Annotated in this window: 16 protein-coding genes; 13 read left to right on the top strand and 3 right to left on the bottom strand. The window is 73.0% G+C overall.

The annotated features are described in order from the left end of the window. Nucleotides 1-17 precede the first annotated feature (17 nt). Genes Pdca_RS23740 through Pdca_RS23730 form a run of 3 tightly spaced genes read left to right on the top strand, consistent with a single transcriptional unit; the run spans nt 18 to nt 2676 of the window. A complete protein-coding gene (locus Pdca_RS23740; protein WP_174824401.1) occupies nt 18-611 on the top strand; it encodes a UGSC family (seleno)protein in 594 nt (197 codons plus the stop codon). Continuing rightward, nucleotides 608-1666 carry a hypothetical protein gene (locus Pdca_RS23735; RefSeq protein ID WP_085913225.1) on the top strand — a complete coding sequence of 353 codons (1059 nt, stop codon included), beginning with the start codon at nt 608-610 and terminating at the stop codon, nt 1664-1666. The genes Pdca_RS23740 and Pdca_RS23735 overlap by 4 nt, the downstream gene beginning before the upstream one ends. Next, entirely contained in the window at nt 1663-2676 is a 1014-nt protein-coding gene (locus tag Pdca_RS23730; protein ID WP_085913226.1) for an ABC transporter ATP-binding protein, read from the top strand. Before Pdca_RS23735 ends, Pdca_RS23730 begins: the two co-directional genes overlap by 4 nt. Nucleotides 2677-2712: 36 nt before the next feature. On the opposite strand, the gene Pdca_RS23725 is transcribed toward Pdca_RS23730, so the two are convergent. Then, nucleotides 2713-3315 (bottom strand): polysaccharide deacetylase family protein, encoded by a 603-nt coding sequence (locus Pdca_RS23725; RefSeq protein WP_085913227.1) that lies wholly within the window; start codon nt 3313-3315, stop codon nt 2713-2715. Nucleotides 3316-4054: 739 nt separating this feature from the next. Here Pdca_RS23725 and Pdca_RS23720 point away from each other — a divergent pair. From Pdca_RS23720 to Pdca_RS23680, 10 genes are all read left to right on the top strand, one after another. Then, nucleotides 4055-5032 carry an ABC transporter ATP-binding protein gene (locus Pdca_RS23720; protein WP_085913262.1) on the top strand — a complete coding sequence of 326 codons (978 nt, stop codon included), beginning with the start codon at nt 4055-4057 and terminating at the stop codon, nt 5030-5032. Then, complete coding sequence (locus Pdca_RS23715; RefSeq protein WP_085913228.1) at nt 5029-5991, top strand: ABC transporter permease; 963 nt, start codon at nt 5029-5031, stop codon at nt 5989-5991. Before Pdca_RS23720 ends, Pdca_RS23715 begins: the two co-directional genes overlap by 4 nt. Continuing rightward, nucleotides 5988-6977, top strand: coding sequence for an ABC transporter permease (locus tag Pdca_RS23710; RefSeq protein ID WP_085913229.1), 990 nt, complete (start codon nt 5988-5990; stop codon nt 6975-6977). Before Pdca_RS23715 ends, Pdca_RS23710 begins: the two co-directional genes overlap by 4 nt. An 11-nt stretch (nt 6978-6988) precedes the next feature. Beyond that, the gene (locus Pdca_RS23705; RefSeq protein WP_085913230.1) at nt 6989-7915 is read left to right on the top strand and encodes an SDR family NAD(P)-dependent oxidoreductase; all 927 of its coding nucleotides are present in this window, start codon (nt 6989-6991) and stop codon (nt 7913-7915) included. Continuing rightward, nucleotides 7912-9504, top strand: a complete 1593-nt coding sequence (locus tag Pdca_RS23700; RefSeq protein WP_085913231.1) for an ABC transporter substrate-binding protein — start codon at nt 7912-7914, stop codon at nt 9502-9504. Before Pdca_RS23705 ends, Pdca_RS23700 begins: the two co-directional genes overlap by 4 nt. Beyond that, complete coding sequence (trxB, locus tag Pdca_RS23695) at nt 9501-10454, top strand: thioredoxin-disulfide reductase (protein WP_197719809.1); 954 nt, start codon at nt 9501-9503, stop codon at nt 10452-10454. The genes Pdca_RS23700 and trxB overlap by 4 nt, the downstream gene beginning before the upstream one ends. Further along, nucleotides 10451-12148, top strand: coding sequence for a UGSC family (seleno)protein (locus Pdca_RS35730; RefSeq protein ID WP_158092178.1), 1698 nt, complete (start codon nt 10451-10453; stop codon nt 12146-12148). The genes trxB and Pdca_RS35730 overlap by 4 nt, the downstream gene beginning before the upstream one ends. Then, nucleotides 12145-13086, top strand: a complete 942-nt coding sequence (locus tag Pdca_RS23690) for an NAD(P)/FAD-dependent oxidoreductase (protein WP_158092179.1) — start codon at nt 12145-12147, stop codon at nt 13084-13086. The genes Pdca_RS35730 and Pdca_RS23690 overlap by 4 nt, the downstream gene beginning before the upstream one ends. 143 nt (nt 13087-13229) lie before the next feature. Beyond that, a complete protein-coding gene (locus Pdca_RS23685; protein ID WP_085913232.1) occupies nt 13230-14063 on the top strand; it encodes a S1 family peptidase in 834 nt (277 codons plus the stop codon). A 195-nt stretch (nt 14064-14258) separates the two neighbouring features. Continuing rightward, nucleotides 14259-14795: an RDD family protein gene (locus tag Pdca_RS23680; RefSeq protein ID WP_158092180.1), complete on the top strand. Its 537-nt coding sequence runs from the start codon at nt 14259-14261 to the stop codon at nt 14793-14795. Nucleotides 14796-14830: 35 nt separating this feature from the next. On the opposite strand, the gene Pdca_RS23675 is transcribed toward Pdca_RS23680, so the two are convergent. Then, nucleotides 14831-15493, bottom strand: coding sequence for a class I SAM-dependent DNA methyltransferase (locus Pdca_RS23675; protein WP_085913234.1), 663 nt, complete (start codon nt 15491-15493; stop codon nt 14831-14833). Nucleotides 15494-15771: 278 nt separating this feature from the next. After that, nucleotides 15772-16587 (bottom strand): hypothetical protein, encoded by an 816-nt coding sequence (locus tag Pdca_RS23670; RefSeq protein ID WP_085913235.1) that lies wholly within the window; start codon nt 16585-16587, stop codon nt 15772-15774. Nucleotides 16588-16601 lie beyond the last annotated feature (14 nt).

The following is a 16601-nucleotide window of genomic DNA, read 5'->3' as shown; positions in this document are numbered from 1 at the left end:
CGACGACGGGACCCGCCATGTTCGAGACCATGATCGACCCGACCGGGGCAGCCGATCCGGTCGCCGCGGCGGGCGCGGCACTCGCTCCGCGCCCGGCGGACCTGGCGGGGCTGCGGCTCGGCCTGCTGCTCAACACCAAACGCAACGCCGCGGAGCTGCTCGACGCGGTCGCCGAGCGGTTCGCGCAGCAGTACGGCACGGTGCCCGCCGCCCGGCACATCAAGCCGCACATCAACGACCCGGTCGCGCCGGAGGTCCTCGCCGATCTCGTCGAACGGTGCGACGTGGTGCTCGTCGGGGTCGGCGACTGCGGATCGTGCAGCGCGTCCGCCGTCACCGACGGCATCGCACTGGAGGCGGCCGGGGTCCCGGCCGCGGTGCTGATCAGCGAGGCCTTCCGGACGACCGCGGATGCGATGGCCGGGCTGCGCGGCAGCCCCGGCTACGAGTACGCGATCGTGCCGCACCCGGTCGCCTCGCTGGACGCCGCCGGGGTGACCGCCCGGGCCGGCGAGGTGCTGCCCGGACTGACCCGGCTGCTGCACGGCCCGGCCGGCCCGGGCGATCAGCGCGGGAACGGTGCGGACCGCAGCGGGGCGGGTGCCCGGTGAGTGCCACGGGTGCGGGCGCCGCGACCGCCGTCGATCCGGTGGACATCGCCCGGGCCGGGATCGAGCACGCCTACGAGCAGGACTGGACCGACGGCCTCCCGGTCGTCCCGGTGACCGCGGCGACCCGCGACGAGTTCCTCGCGGCGACCCCGCGTGATCCCGCCGAGGTGGTCGCGCACGCCGGCAGCCTGGGCCGGGAGTGCACCGTCGAACGGGTCGCGGTGAACGCTGCGATGGCCGGCTGCCGCCCGGAGTACCTGCCGGTCGTGCTGGCCGCGTGGGACGCGCTGATGGCTCAGCGGGTCGTCACCGGCGGCGGCTGGCAGAGCACCAGCGGCCCGGCCCCGCTGATCGTGGTGAACGGCGATGTGCGGGCCGAGCTGGGGATCAACTCGGCGGGTGGCTCGGTGGGGCCCGGCTTCCGGGCGAACGCGACGATCGCCCGCGCGATCGGGCTGACCGTGCGCAACGTGCTCGGCATCCGCCCGCACGAGCTGGACCAGGCCACCCAGGGGCTGCCCGGCCGGTTCGCGGTGTGCGTGGGGGAGAACGAGGAGGAGAGCCCCTGGGAGCCGCTCTCGGTGGAGCTCGGCGCCGCGCCCGGCACCGGCTCGGTCTCCGCGATGCTGATCCGGACCTGCGAGTTCATCGACAACCGGGACTCCACCGATCCGGAGGATCTGCTCCGCGACATCGCGGACACGGTGGCCCGGACCGGCACCGTGGTCGGCGGACGATCGTCGGCGGGCCTGCTGCTCGGCGTCGAGCACGCCAGGATGCTGGCCGACGGCGGGTTCGGCAAGGCCGACGTCGCCGCCTGGATCAGCGAGCACGCGGTGCGGACCGCCGCCGATCTGCGGGCGGTCGGAAAGGGCCGGGCGGCCGGGGACGCCCCGGACGACGCCCCGTTCCCGATGGTGCCCGAGCCCGAGCACCTGCCGATCGTGGTCACCGGCGCCCGCAACGCCGGGATGTCGCTGGTGGTGCGGCCGTTCGGCTTCGGCGGCTGGTCGCGCACCACGCACCCGGTGCACGTCGGCGGGGCCGCGTCGTGAACCCGGTGCTGGACGTGCGGGACCTGCGCGTCGAGTTCCCGACGGCGGCCGGTCCGCTCGGGGTGGTCGACGGCGTCTCGTTCGACGTCGGGCCGGGCGAGACGGTCGCGCTGGTCGGCGAGTCCGGCTCGGGCAAGAGCGTCAGCTCGCTGGCGGTGCTCGGGCTGCTCGGCAGCGGCCGGGTCGCGGGCGGATCGGTGTCGTTCCGCGGCGAGGAGATCGCCGGCGCCGGGCCGGAGCGGCTGCGCCGGCTGCGCGGCGCCGAGATCGCGATGGTTTTCCAGAACCCGATGAGCGCGCTGGACCCGCTGTTCAGCATCGGCGACCAGGTCGTCGAGGCGATCCGGGTGCACCGGCCGGTCGGCCGGGCGCAGGCCCGCGAGCGCGCCGTCGAACTGCTCCGCGAGGTGGGGCTGCCCGATCCGGAGCGTCGGATGCGCTCCTACCCGCACGAGCTGTCCGGCGGCCAGCAGCAGCGGGTCGGGGTGGCGATGGCGCTGGCCTGCGATCCGGAGCTGTTGATCGCCGACGAGCCGACGACCGCGCTGGACGTGACCGTCGAGGCGCAGATCCTGGCGCTGATGCGACGGCTGCAGCGCGAGCACGGCGCGGCACTGCTGCTCATCACGCACGACATGTCGGTGGTGGCCAGGATGGCCGACCGGGTGGTGGTGATGTACGCGGGCCAGGTCGTCGAGCGGGGCACCGCCGCCGAGGTGCTGTCCGCGCCCACCCACCCCTACACCCGGGCGCTGATCGGCTCCGTCCCGACCGTCCACACCGGACGTGATGAGCTGCTGACGGTGATCCCGGGAAGCGTGCCGAACCCGGCCGAGGTGCCGGAGGGCTGCCGGTTCCATCCGCGCTGCCCGCAGGCGGAGGACCGGTGCCGGATCGAGGTGCCCCCGGTGGTCCGGACGGGGGAGAACCGGATCAGCCGGTGCTGGCTGGCCGAGGAGGTCGAGCGGGTCCCGGCGCAGAGCGGGGCGCCGGGGTCCGCCGAGCGCTGACCCGACGGTCGCGCTGTGGTGCCGGGGCTGCGCAACTTAGCGCCGCGCGCTGTCGTTGGTGAACAGCAGCTCGTAGCGAGCGGCCAGGATGTCCCGGCCCGCCTGTGCGAGCGCGGGATCGTCGCTCGGGGTCAGCGAGGCGCTGAACGGGTAGGCGAACAGCGCGGGCGTCCGTGCCCGTGCTGTTCGGGCGTGCCGATCGCGGTGTCGGCGTCGATGGTGATGCGGGCGCGGGCCTGTTCCGGGGTCTCCGGTGTGCCGTCCGCGGTGACCAGCCGGTTGATCAGGAACGGCCGGAGATCCCCGCCGCCGACGTCGTGCCGGTCGTGACCGGCTGCGGTGTGGCTCGCGAGGTCCCACCGGCCCGGTCTCGCGCATGGCGGTCAGCTCGTCCCAGGTCAGGTAGTACGGGTAGTGCTCGCCGACCCGCCCGGTGATCGCGAACGCGACACCGCGGAAGCCGTACTGCTCCAGCAGCGGATCGGCGTAGCGCCACACGCCGCCGGTGCCGTCGTCGAAGGTGATCGTGACGGGCCGTTCGGGCGGCACCGACGGGTCGGTGCGCGCGTCGAGCAGGGTCTGCGCGGACACCGAGGTGAAGCCTGCGGCGCGCAGCATCGCCAGCTGCTCGGCGAACACCTCGGGGCGATGGTGAACGCGCCGTCCGGTTCGGGGGTGATCTCGTGGTAGCTCAGCACCGGCACCGAGCCGGCGCTGCGGGCGGTGACCGCCGGGTCGTGCGCGAACGCGGTGTGCGCGGCGGCCGGATCGACGGTGGCCGGTACGACCTGCTGGCCGCGGACGGCGGGTGGTGCCGAGACGGCGTCGCCGATCCACCGGATTGCGCACGGAGCGTCACTCCATGTAGTTGAGAGCAAGATCATTTCCCCTGCAAGTTGGTCTCGGACTGCGTCCGCGGGACGGTCTCGCGACCGAAGCCATACGCATAGCGTGACACGGATACCAACATTCGAGTGATGGCTTTGGCCAGGGCAAAGTCGGCACTTCCGGGCTTGTGGGAGCAGCTCGGTCTGTGTAGCGAACTGATCGAGTCACGTTGAGTAGTGACCGCGATGGGCGGAAGGTCGTCAGTTGTGATGCGACACGGATCCGAAATGCCGCATTCGTCTATCACTGTGTGTCACGGAGTTCGGCCGAACAGCGCAGCTACGTCATCCGTCGCGGCGCGCACTGCGACACCACCCGTAAACCTGCGCACCGCCTTCTCCCTGGTGAAAGGCGGTCTGGTGGGCGACCCGGCGCGATTTCTAGCGTGCTCGCAGCACACGGCCGACGGAGTCCGACGGGAGACCCACATGTGTCAGACCACCACCGACCGGACCGGGTGTGCGCCGACGGGCCGCCCGGCCGGTGCCCGGTGAACGACCCGGCGCTGTTCGAGGCCCACGACCTGGTCAAGCACTTCCGGAGTCGGCGCGGCGTCGTACAGGCCGTCAACGGCGTATCGCTCAGCATCCCGCGCGGCCGCACGGTCGGCCTGGTCGGGGAGTCCGGATCCGGCAAGTCCACGGTGGCCCGGCTCGCGCTGCGGCTGCTCGAACCGACCTCGGGGACGCTGTCGTTCGACGGTGCCGATCTCGGCGCCGCCTCCGGCGCGGAGCTGCGCCGGCTGCGCCGCCGGATGCAGATCGTCTTCCAGGACCCGCACGGCTCGCTGAACCCGCGGATGACCGTCCTGCAGGCGGTCGGTGAACCACTCGTGGTGCACCGGATCGCCCGCGGGGCCGCGCTCGCCGACCGGGTCGTCGAGCTGCTCGAACGGGTCGGGCTGGGCGCCCGCGACCTGAACCGCTACGCCCACCAGTTCTCCGGTGGCCAGGCGCAGCGGATCGGGATCGCCCGCGCGCTGGCCACCGACCCGGAACTGATCGTGTGCGACGAGGCGGTCTCCGCGCTGGACGTCTCGGTGCAGGCCCAGGTGCTCAACCTGCTCCGCAGCCTGCAGGCCGAGCGCGGGCTGTCGTACCTGTTCATCGCGCACGACCTGAACGTCGTCCGCTACATGTCCGACGAGGTCTGCGTGATGTACCTCGGTGAGATCGTCGAGCGCGGGGACGGCGACGCGGTGCTGCGGGACCCGCAGCACCCCTACACCCGGATGCTGGTCTCCGCAGTGCCGGATCTGGCCACCGCCGGCCCGGCCGACGAGGTGACACCGGTCGGCGAGGTACCCAGCCCGATCGATCCGCCGCCGGGGTGCCGGTTCCACACACGCTGTCCGCACGCCGAGGCCGCCTGCCGCGACGAGCGGCCCGAGCTGCGCAGGGTCGTCGCCGATCGCGACGTCGCCTGCCTGCTGGCCGGGCCGCGCACCTCCGAGGCGGTGCGCTCATGATCCGCTACGTGCTGCGCAGGCTCGCCTACGGCGGTGTGGTGATGGCGCTGGTGACCACATTGGTGTTCGTGCTGATGCGGCTGGTCCCCGGCGACGCCGTGACCATGCAGCTGGCCGACTCCGGTGCGAGCCCGGAGCAGATCGCCGCGCTGCGCGCCGAGTTCGGCCTCGACGTGCCGGTCTGGACGCAGCTGGCGACCTGGCTGGCCGGCGCCGTGCAGGGTGATCTCGGGACGTCGTTCTACGGCGGCGGCGCACCGGTGACCCAGCTGTTCCTGGAACGGGTGCCGGTCACCGTCTCGCTCGGCCTGCTGGCGATGCTGTTCGCGACCGTCGCCGGGATCGCGCTCGGCGTGCTGGCCGCCGTCACCCGCGGCTCCGCGATCGACGGCGCCGTGCGGAGCTTCGCGGTCGCGTTCCTGTCGGTGCCGAACTTCGTCGTCGCACTGCTGGCGCTGACCGCGTGCGCGGTCTGGCTCAACTGGTCGCCGCCGCTGGCCTACCGGCCGCTGACCGAGGATCCGATGAACTGGATCCAGCAGATGGCGATCCCGGTGATCGCGCTGGGCACCGCCGGGATGGCGGGAACCGCGCGGATGGCGCGCTCGTCGTTGCTGGAGTCGCTGGGGTCGGACTACGTGCGCACGGTCCGAGCGAAGGGCGCCCGGGAGCGCACCGTGGTCGGCAAGCACGCCGCCCGGAACTCCACGATCGCGGTGCTCACGCTGCTCGGGCTGGAGCTGGCCACGGTGCTCGGTGGCACCGTGATCCTGGAGCAGATGTTCGGGATCCCGGGGACCGGGCAGCTCATCTACTCCTCGGTGCTGGAGCGCGACTATCCGGTCGTCGTCGCCTGCACGATCTTCTACGCGGCACTGTTCGTGGTGACGATCATCGTGATCGACCTGCTCTACGCACTGGTCGATCCGCGGATCCGGACCGGAAGGGCACTCTCGTGAGCGCACCGGCCACCCCCGCGCGGCTGCGCGCCGTCCCCGGTGCGATCGGCCGGTTCGTCCGCGCCCAGCCGCTCGGCGGGATCGCGTTGATCGTGCTGACGCTGTTCGTGCTGGCCGGGCTGCTGGCGCCGCTGGTGGCGCCGTACGACCCGCTGGAGCAGTTCCGCCGCGACATCCTCGACGGCCCGTCCGCCCGGTTCCTGCTCGGCACCGACGACCTCGGCCGGGACGTGCTGAGCCGTTCGCTGCACGGGGCACGGACCTCGTTGCTGATCGGGGTGGTGACCACCGCGGTCAGCCTGGTGCTGGGCACCACGATCGGGGTGATCTCGGGCTACGCGGGCCGGGGCGTCGACATCGTCCTGCAGCGGGTGATGGACGCCGTGCAGGCGATCCCCGGCATCGTGCTGCTGCTGTTCATCGCGGTGATCCTCGGGCCGTCGGTGCGCAACACGATCATCGCGCTGACCGTGGTGATCACACCGTCGTTCAACCGGATCGCCCGCGGCGAGACGCTGCGGGTGCGCGAGGAACGCTACGTCGAGGCGGCCCGGGCCACCGGCGCCGGGACCGGCCGGATCCTGTCCCGGCACATCCTGCCGAACATCGTCGCGCCGGTGTTCACGCTGGCCAGCCTGATCTTCGCCGGGGTCATCATCGCCGAGTCGGCGCTGAGCTTCCTCGGCATCGGCGCGCCGCCGCCGACCCCGTCCTGGGGGCTGATGCTCTCCGAGGGCGTCCGGTACGTGGAACGCGCGCCGTGGCTGATCGTCGTCCCGGCGATCCTGCTCTCGCTGGCCGTGTTCAGCCTCAACCTGCTCGGCGACGCGCTGCGCGACCACCTGGACCCGCGCCTGCAGCACGCCACCTTCGCCGAGTCCCGGCGCTGGTGGCGGCCCCGCCCGCCGGCCCGCCTCGCCCCCGGACTGGCCCGGGCCGCCGAGGAACTCGACGCGACCGAACCGACCGACCGACGACCCGACTAGGAGCATGCACAGTGGAGATCTCACTCGCCGGCAAGGTGGCCCTGGTCACCGGAGCCGGTCCGAACATCGGCGGCGGGATCGGCCTGGCGCTCGCGCGCTACGGCGCGACCGTGGCCTGCAACGACATCGACCCGGACGCGGCGGCCGCCGCCGTCGAGCGGATCGAGCGCAACGGCGGCCGGGCGATCGCGGTACCCGGTGACGTCACCGACGAGGACCAGGTGGCCGGCTACGTCGAACGGGTCGTCGGCGAGCTGGGCGGGATCGACATCCTGGTCAACAACGCGGCGCTGCTCGGCGGCAAGGGGGTGCTCGACGAGAGCGCCGAGTTCTTCGATCGCGCCGTGCGGGTCGCCGGACTGGGCAGCTTCCTCAACACCAGGGCGGTCGGACGGCACATGGCCGAGCGCGGCACCCGCGGCTCGATCGTGATGGTCTCGTCGTCGAACGGCTGGTCCGGCTCGGCCGGGGTGATCGCCTACGCGTTCCACAAGGGCGGGGTGAACAACTTCGTGCGGGCCGCGGCGATGGACCTGGCCCCCTACGGGATCCGGGTCAACTCCTTCACCCCGACCGCGCCGACCCCGGACAACCCGGCACTGACCGGGCCGGACGGGAAGTCGATCATGGATCGGCCGCGGAACGGGATCGGCGGGGGCACCGGCGACGAGTCGTGGCGGCGGCCAGCCCGCTGGAGCGGTGACCGGGTGCCGATGGTGCCGATGGGCACCACCGGCACGCCGACCGACATCGGGCACTGCGTGGCCTGGATGTGCTCGGACCAGGCCCGGCTGATCACCGGCCAGGACTTCGTCGTCGACGGCGGGGCCCGGGCGAAGAACTTCGCCTACATCCCGGCGGCGGCCGGCGACCTCGCCGGCCCGGTGCCGCTGGTCGGGCTGGACGTCACCGGCGAGCTCGACCGGGAGACGGTGTGAGAGCGGGACGCGCCGCGGCGCTGCTGCTGGCCGGAGCACTGGTGCTGTCGTCCTGCGGAGCCGGTGGGGGAGGTGGCGGCGGCAGCGACGAGCCGGTCGGAGAGCCGCGTCCCGGCGGATCGCTGGTCTGGCAGCTGCCCTCCGAGGTCTCCACCGACCTGCACCCGCTGGAGAGCTCCGACCCGAGCGCCACCGGGCTGATCTCCGGCTCGGTGTACGGGAAGCTGCTCGACTGGCGCACCGGCCCCGACGTCACCGACATGGAGCTGGAGGGCGATCTGGCCGAGTCGTGGGAGATCTCCGACGACGGCCTCACCTACACCTTCAACCTGCGCCAGGACGTCACCTGGCACGACGTCGAGCCGGTGAACGGCAGGCCCTTCGTCGCCGACGACGTGGTCGCGACGATCACCGCGATGAAGGAGCGCGGGCTGCAGGCCTACATGCTCGAGGCGGTGCAGACCGTGCAGGCGCCGGACGAGCACACCGTCGTGCTGACCCTGGACCGGCCGTTCGCCCCGCTGCTGGAGTACGTGGCCTACCACACCTTCCTGATGGTTCCGCGGGAAGGAATCGAGGGGCAGTACGACCTGGACACGATCGCGATCGGCACCGGGCCGTTCCTGCTCACCGAGCACACCCCCGACGTCGAGTGGGTGTTCCAGCGCAATCCGGACTACTACATCGCCGACCGCCCGTACCTCGACGAGGTCCGGCGACCGGTCATCAGCGACACCGCGGCGACCACCGCTGCCCTGCGCAGCGGCCGCCTCGACGTGGGCACCACCAGCGACGTCAACGTGGCCGACGACTTCCGCGACGGCGACTTCACGGTGGACGAGACGCCCGGTGCGCCGGTGAGCTTCTACCTCAACCCGCGTGAGGAGCCGTTCGACGACGTGCGGGTGCGCCGTGCGGTGGCACTCGCGATCGACTGGGAGGGGATGGGGGAGACCATCCGCGGCTCCTTCAACCTGACCTCGATCCTGCGCCCGGACGTCTCCGACGCCGCGCTGACCGAGGACGAGGTGCGCGAGATCCGCCCGTACGACCCCGAGCAGGCCCGGCAGCTGCTCGCCGAGGCCGGCCTGCCGGACGGCTTCGCGACCACGCTGCTCGTGCAGCGGGTCGACGACGAGGACGTCCGCGAGGCCCAGTGGATGCAGGCCGACCTGGCCGAGGTCGGGATCGACGTCACCATCGAGACCGTCGATCCCGGGACCGGGATCGAGCGCCGGCGCAACCACGAGTTCGCCATGACGAAGGCGCTCCGGACCGTGCACCTGCCCGACCAGGCCTGGCGCGACTTCACGCCGGGCTACATCGAGAACTACGCGCTCATCGAGGACCAGGAGCTCGTCGACAACTACGAGCTGACCCGGGCCACCACCGACCCCGACGAGCAGCGTGAGCTGCATCGGGCCATGCAGACCCGGATGGAGACCGAGATCGTGCAGGCGCTGTACCCGATCCAGAAGTTCGACTACACGATCTTCTCGACACGGACCCAGGACCTGCACCCGGTCCCGATCCACCAGGGCCGCCGGCTCGCCGACGTGTGGCTCAGCGACCAGCCGGAATCGCCGTGAGCGCCCCGGTGCACGATCTCGTCGTCGTCGGGTCCGGCCCGGCCGGGTACACCGCGGCGGTCTACGCCGCCCGGGCCCGGCTGGCCCCGCTGGTGTTCGAGGGTTCCAGCTACGGCGGCGCCCTGATGACCACCACCGACGTGGAGAACTACCCCGGTTTCCCGGACGGCGTCGACGGGCCCGGCCTGATGGAACGGATGCGGACGCAGGCCCAGCGGTTCGGCGCCGACCTGCGGCCCCGCGACGTCGACGAGATCCGGCTGGACGGCCCGGTCAAGGAGATCGTGACCGACGGCGAGGTGCACCGGGCCCGTGCGGTGGTGCTCGCGATGGGTGCCGCGCCGCGCTATCTCGGCGTGCCGGGGGAGCAGGAGCTGCTCGGGCGGGGGGTCTCGTCCTGCGCGACCTGCGACGGGTTCTTCTTCCGGGACCGCGACGTCGCCGTCGTCGGTGGCGGGGACTCGGCGATGGAGGAGGCGGAGTTCCTCACCCGGTTCGCCCGCAGCGTCACCGTCGTGCACCGCCGGGACACGTTCCGGTCGTCGCAGATCATGCTGGAGCGGGCTCAGGCGAACCCGGCGATCCGCTGGGCGACCCACCGCGAGGTCGTCGCGGTCACCGGTGACGGCGCGGTCGGCGGGCTGCGGCTGCGCGACGTCCGGGACGGCTCGGAGTCCGATCTGGAGGTCGCCGGGGTGTTCGTCGCGATCGGCCACGATCCGCGCAGCGGGCTGGTCGCCGATCGGCTCGACCTGGACCCGGACGGCTACGTCCGCACGCTCGACGGGACCACCCGGACCGCCGTCGACGGGGTGTTCGCCTGCGGCGACCTGGTGGACCGGCACTACCGGCAGGCGGTCACCGCTGCCGGCTCGGGCTGCTCGGCTGCGATCGACGCCGAGCGGTGGCTGGCCGGGCAGGCCCCGGCCGACCTGCGGACGGCCTCGTGACGAGCGCGGCCGCCACCGAGGACCGGCAGCGGACCGGCGTGGTGGTGCACGACCCGACCGGCACACCGCCGTCGGTGCGCGGCAGGAGCCCGGCCGAGCGGACGGCCACCCTGGACGGCCGACCGGTGTTCCTGGTCGACAGCCGGTTCGACGACTCGGTGGAGCTGCTGCGGCAGATCGGCACCTGGTTCGAGGAACAGATGCCCGCGGTCCGCACCACGATGGTGCAGCTGACGGGCACCTACGCCACCGACGACCCGCAGCTGTGGACGAGGATCGCCGCGGAGGGCGGCGTGGCGATCCTCGGGGTCGGGCACTGCAGTACCTGCGCGCCCGCGGTGACCACCCACGCCATCACCCTGGAGACCCGGTACGGGGTGCCGGCGGTCGCGGTGCACACCGAGACCTTCCACCGGGTCGTCGGCTCGGTGGCCCGGATGGGCGGGCTCGCCGAGCTGACGCAGGTGTTCGTGCCGCAGCCGGTGATGGGCCGCTCGGCCGCGCAGCTGCGGGAGTACGTGCACGGGGACGACCCGGTGCGCGGCGGCCCGGTCATGCGCCGGATCCTCGACGGACTGACCTCCGCCACCGGACCAGCCATCGGACCGGTGGCTGGGGCGGGGGCGGGAGCCGTGGGATCCGGCCGCTCCGGCACCCGGCGGTTGCTGCCGGCCGACTCCGAGGACCGGCTGCACGAGCTGTTCCTCGAACGGTCCTGGACCGACATGCTCCCGATCGTGCTGCCGACCGAGCGCCGGGTGGCCGAGATGCTGCGCGGCACCAGCCGCGACCCCGGCGAGGTGGTCGGCCGGATGCAGCCCACGGCGAACCGCGGTGCCTGGATCTACACGGTGGAGAACGTCGCGGTGAACGCCGTCATGGCGGGCGCCCGGCCCGAGTACCTGCCGGTGATCCTCGCGCTGGCCGCCGGCGGGCACTCGGCGCGCAGCAGCTCGTCCAGCTCGGCGTCCGCGATGGTGGTGGTGAACGGGCCGGTCCGCGAGGAGATCGGGATGAACAGCGGGATCGGCGCGATGGGCCCCTACAACCACGCGAACGCCACCATCGGACGCGCGTTCGGCCTGGCCTCGCAGAACCTGCAGGGCGGCTCGGTGCCCGGCGAGACGTACATGGGATCGCAGGGCAACGGCCTCACCTACAACAACGTCACGTTCGCCGAGAACGAGGAACGCAGCCCCTGGGAGCCGCTGCACGTCCAGCGGGGGCACCATCCGCGGGAGAGCACGGTGACCGTGTTCCAGGGCGGGCGCTCGACCACCTTCGGGCTCGGCCTGCGCGAGGAGCACTGGCGCGAGCACGTGCAGGACATGCTGCGCGGCACCGATGTGGTCGGCGCGCCGACGCTGCTGCTGGATCCGCTCGCGGCCGCCCAGTTCGTGGAGCGCGGCGGCTTCACCGACAAGGCCGCGCTGATCTCCTGGATCCACCGGACCGCCACCATGCGCGCGGACCGCTACTGGGATCTGCAGCTGGTGCGCAACTACATCCAGCCGCGGGCGACCTCCGGCGAGGAACCGCTGGCGACGCGGCTGCGGGCGGCACCCGAGGAGGAGATCCCGATGTTCGCCGAACGCGACGTCGGCGTCGTCGTGGTCGGCGGCGGGACCAACGGCTACTGGCAGATCATCGGGTCCCGCCCGGTCGTCACGGTCTCGATCGACGAGTGGCGGTGAACCCGGTGCCGGGGTACGACGTGATCGTCGTCGGTGCCGGGATCGCCGGCCTCACCTGCGCGCGGGAGGCGGCCGCCGGCGGCGCCGACGTGCTGGTGCTCGACCGGGGCACGGTCGGCGGGCAGGTGGCGACCGTGGACGCCGTCACCAACGCCCCCGGCCGTCCCGGGCCGATCGCCGGCTACGACCTGGGCGCACTGCTGATGGACGACGCCGAGGCGGCCGGCGCCGCGGTGACGCTCGCCGAGGTGACCGGCATCGTCGCCGACGGCGACCGGTTCCGGGTGGTCGCCGAGGGCGGCGAGGAGTTCGCCGCGGCGGCGGTCGTGCTGGCCGGCGGTTCCCTGCGGCGACGCCTCGGCGTGCCCGGCGAGGAACGGCTGAACGGGCGCGGGGTGACCCGCTGCGCCTCCTGCGACGGGCCGCTGCTGCGGGATCGCGACGTGGTCGTCGTCGGCGGTGGGGACTCGGCGATGGACGAGGCGGCGGTGCTGGCCGGGTACGCGTCCCGGGTGCTGATCGTGCACGACGGCCCGGCCCCGACCGCCCGCGACGAGCTCGTCGCACGGACCGCCGCGATGGACGGCGTCAGCTTCCGGGCCGGGGCCACGGTCACCGCCATCGGCGGTGCCGACCGGGTCGACTCGGTGGTCGTCCGTGACCTCGCCACCGGCGCCGAGACCGAGGAGCCGGTGGCCGGGGTGCTCGTGCAGATCGGATTGCGACCGGACACCGACCGGCTCGCCGATCTCGTGCGGCGGGACGGGACCGGGCATCTCGTCGTGGACGACGACCTGATGACCTCCCGACCCGGGATCGTCGCGGCGGGAGACATCCGCTCCGGTAGCGCCGCGCTGCTCGCCGAGTCGGCGGCCGACGGGATCCGGGCGGCACGGACGGCGCTGCGGCACGTCGCCGGGGAGCCGCCCGCGGGATGAGGACCGCCGGTGCCGTCCGACCGGCGTCGGAGGCCGGGATCGGCCGCCGCTCCGATGTGCCGGGGCATGCCCGCCCGGGAGGGTCGGTGCACCCCGGAGGCACCCGCCCCGGGGAGCACCGGAGCACCACGGAGGCACCTGGAATGGTCAGCGGAAACGGCAGCGTACGACGGTCGGTGCTGGCGGCGGCGACGGCATTCGGCGCGTTGCTCGCGGTCACGGCTCTCGCCCCGCAGGCCGGCGCGGTGATCGGCGGGACCGACGCCGACGAGCCGTATCCCTTCATGGCGACGCTGCGCGACGACCGCGGTGCGCACTTCTGCGGCGGCACGCTCGTCGACCCGGAGTGGGTGCTGACGGCGGGGCACTGCGTGGACACACGGGCGGTGGCGCCCGGCGATCTGACCGTGGCCCTCGGCGACACCGACCGGACGGCGGGCGTCGAGTACGGGGTGCGCGAGATCGTCACCCATCCCGACTACGTCGCGGATCTGGTCCCGCATCCCACACTCGACGTGGAGATGCTGGACCTGCGCGAGGACATCGCGCTGATCCGGCTCGACGAGCCGGTCGATGCCCGGCCGTTGGAGCTCGCGCCGGCACCACGGCCCGGCGACCCGGTGCGGGCGCTGGGCTGGGGGATGACCTGTGAGGACGGTGCGGACTGCCCGGAGCCGCCGATCGTGCTGCAGCAGCTCGACACCGAGATCGTCCCGGACGAGCGCTGCACCGGGCTGGAGGCCGGCCGGGATCACTGCTCGGAGCACCCGACCGAGCCCGCCCAGGTCTGCACGCTCGACTCGGGCGGCCCGATCCTGCAGTGGATCGACGGTCGGTGGGCGCTGGTCGGGGTGATCAGCCGCGACGGTGACTACGTGACCGACCCGAACTGCGTCGGACCGCAGGTGATGACCGGTGCCGGGGCGCACGCGGAGTGGATCGGGTCCACCGTCGCCGGGGGCTTCTCCGGGACGTGACAGCGGCCGCCCGGCAGTCGGCTCCGTGCACGACGACCGGGCAACTGAGCAGCCCGGCAACCCCCGGCGCGGGAAACGGTGCCGCGCGACCGGGTAGGTGCTCGCGTGGCCGGCGTCGGCGGAGGGCTGTTCCCGGCCCGGGCGCGCTTCCGGCTCTCGGAGCCGGTGGGCCGTCGCCACGGGTACGGTGACGTCGTGAACCGGTTGGCCGGCCGCCGCGGGCGCGCCTACCTGCGAGACTGCATCGTCTACGCCGGAGTCGCCGCCGCGACCGTGCCCCTCGGGATGGCGGCGCACGCGGCCGGTTGGGGCGGAAATCGCGCGTTCGTGCTCGCAGCCAGCGCAGTCCCACCGGTCGTGGCGACCTGGCTCGCCGCGAAGCAGGAGTCCGGACCGGCGCGGGCGACCTGGGGGAAGCAGCGACACGGCCTGGTCGTCACCGACCGAGGCGGCCGGCCGATCGACCGTCGGCGCGCCCTCCTGCGCAACACGGTCAAGATCGGTGTGCCGTGGCAGCTCGGGCACACGGTCGCCATCGGGGCGGCATTCGGTGGCTTCGAGACCCGTGACCGGCTCACGATCGCCGCGGCCGTGGTGACCTATCCGCTGCTCGCCGCGATGATCCTGGCCGTGGCGCGGGGGGAGGGGCGTGCGCTGCACGACCGGGTGGCCGATACCGCCGTGGGTGTGGCCGCCGAGACGACTCCGTCGGGTCGGCACTCCCCGGCGTGAGCCCCGGCCCGGTGCAGCGCGGCTCGGACACGATGTCATCCCTGGCCGGTGCCCTGGCGCATCAGCAGGTAGCCGGCCGGAGGTTTCCCGGGGGCGGGCGGAGCCATCCGCATGCGGCCGAGTTCGTCGAAACCATGATCGTGCAGCCGGTCCACGAGTGCGTCCAGGTGCCACAGGTACGCCGGTGAGGCCTTGTGGTCGTACGGGGCCCAGCCATCGGGACCGGCGGTGTCGATGATCTGTACGCCGATCAGGAGAGGGCCGCCCGGCTCGATCGCACGGGCGAACTCGGCCAGCGCGAGCGGAAGGAGATCCGGCGGCGTGTGGATCAGCGAGAAGCTGGCGAGGATGCCGGCGACCGACTGGTTCGCTGCTCCCAGCTCGAGCATGGAACCGACGTCGTAGCGGAGGTCGGGACGGTACCGGCGGGCGATCGTGATCATGGCAGGTGAGAGATCGACGCCGTAGGCGGCGATACCCGCTCGGTCCAGATGATCTGTCCACTGCCCGGGGCCGCAACCCGCATCGACCACCGGGCTGTTCGATCCCCCGGCGCGGACCAGACCGGCGAACGCATCGACCATCGCGGTGCTGAGAGCGTCGGTGACGACGTCGCCGCGTCGGATCAGATCGTCGTACAGCTCCGCGACGTCGTCGTAGTCCCGGCGTGTCCGTTGGAGGATCTCCGACTGGCTCATGCGGCTGACGGTAGAGAACACCTCTGACAAGAATGAGGCAGCGAGCAGCGGCCCGCTGCTCCGCCGGAGCCGGGCCGCTCACCGGACCGCCCTCGCCAGGAGATCCCGCGAACGGACGGTGCGGGTCACCGCCACCGGTGCATCGGGATCTGCTGGGTGTCCTCGTCGGACGACGTCGGGCGTCCGGCCGGTCGCGGGGCCGGGGTGACGGCGTGCGGTGCGAGGGTGACGTGGTGGGGCATCATCGCCGGACCTCGGGACTTGACCGTCGCGGACCGTCAGCGGATGAGCTCACCCCAGGCAGCCAGCCTGTCGGCCGTCGAGTCCTGGCCGAGCTCGCGCAGCGCCAGCACGTACTCCGCGGTGAAGGTCGCGTAGATCGGCCGGAGGCCGGTGGACAGCAGGCGCCGTGCCGCCTCCGGATCTGTCAGCCCGGTGGTGCGCCACGTCGCGGCGGCGGCGGCGAGATCGGCGTGCTCGTGATGGCCGGAGTACCAGGCGGCTGCGTCGGTGTTGTGACCGAGGCGGCCGGTGGCGAGTGTGTAGAGGAACCGCACCGGGAAGAGAACTGCCTTGGTCACCGGGCGCGCGCCGCCGGCGACGAGATCGTCCGGATCGCGTAGCCGCGCCCGGTAGGCGTCGTCGAACGTGGTGAGCGCGAACTCGGCCGCTCGGAGCACGAGAGCATCGGTGGTCGGCCTGGTCGCGCCCGCCCGGCAGTCGTCGCCGAGCAGGAGCCGACCCGAGTCCAGCAGATCGAGCCGGTCGACCTCGGGCAGCCGGCTGTGCTCCCCGGCCCCGCGCCGTACGCCCGGCGGATCGGACCAGAAGATCGACAGCCGGTCGGCGAGCTCGCCGGGAACGTCTCGTCGCACCCTTTCCCGCACGTCCGCCATGCGCGCGGACGTCGCCGGATCGACGCCGTCCAGCACGAGCATCACGTCCACGTCGCTGACCAGGGGAGCGAATCCGCCGTGGGCGATGCTGCCCAGCGCGTACGCCGCCGAGAGGCGGGGCCCGAACGCCTCGGCCGCCACACCGATCGCCCGGTCGACGACCGATTCGCCGTCCCCGGCACCGCCCAGACCTGTCACCCCGTCTCCGCGGT

Source organism: Pseudonocardia autotrophica (genome assembly GCF_003945385.1).
Taxonomy (GTDB): Bacteria; Actinomycetota; Actinomycetes; order Mycobacteriales; family Pseudonocardiaceae; genus Pseudonocardia; species Pseudonocardia autotrophica.
This window is presented reverse-complemented; position numbering and strand designations above follow the sequence as displayed.

Bases quoted from the DNA above. Each gene is read 5' to 3' on its own strand.
- Pdca_RS23740 (WP_174824401.1), top strand. From the start codon at position 18: ATGTTCGAGACCATGATCGACCCGACCGGGGCAGCCGATCCGGTCGCC.
- Pdca_RS23685 (WP_085913232.1), top strand. From the start codon at position 13,230: ATGGTCAGCGGAAACGGCAGCGTACGACGGTCGGTGCTGGCGGCGGCG.
- Pdca_RS23715 (WP_085913228.1), top strand. From the start codon at position 5,029: ATGATCCGCTACGTGCTGCGCAGGCTCGCCTACGGCGGTGTGGTGATG.
- Pdca_RS23675 (WP_085913234.1), bottom strand. From the start codon at position 15,493: ATGAGCCAGTCGGAGATCCTCCAACGGACACGCCGGGACTACGACGAC.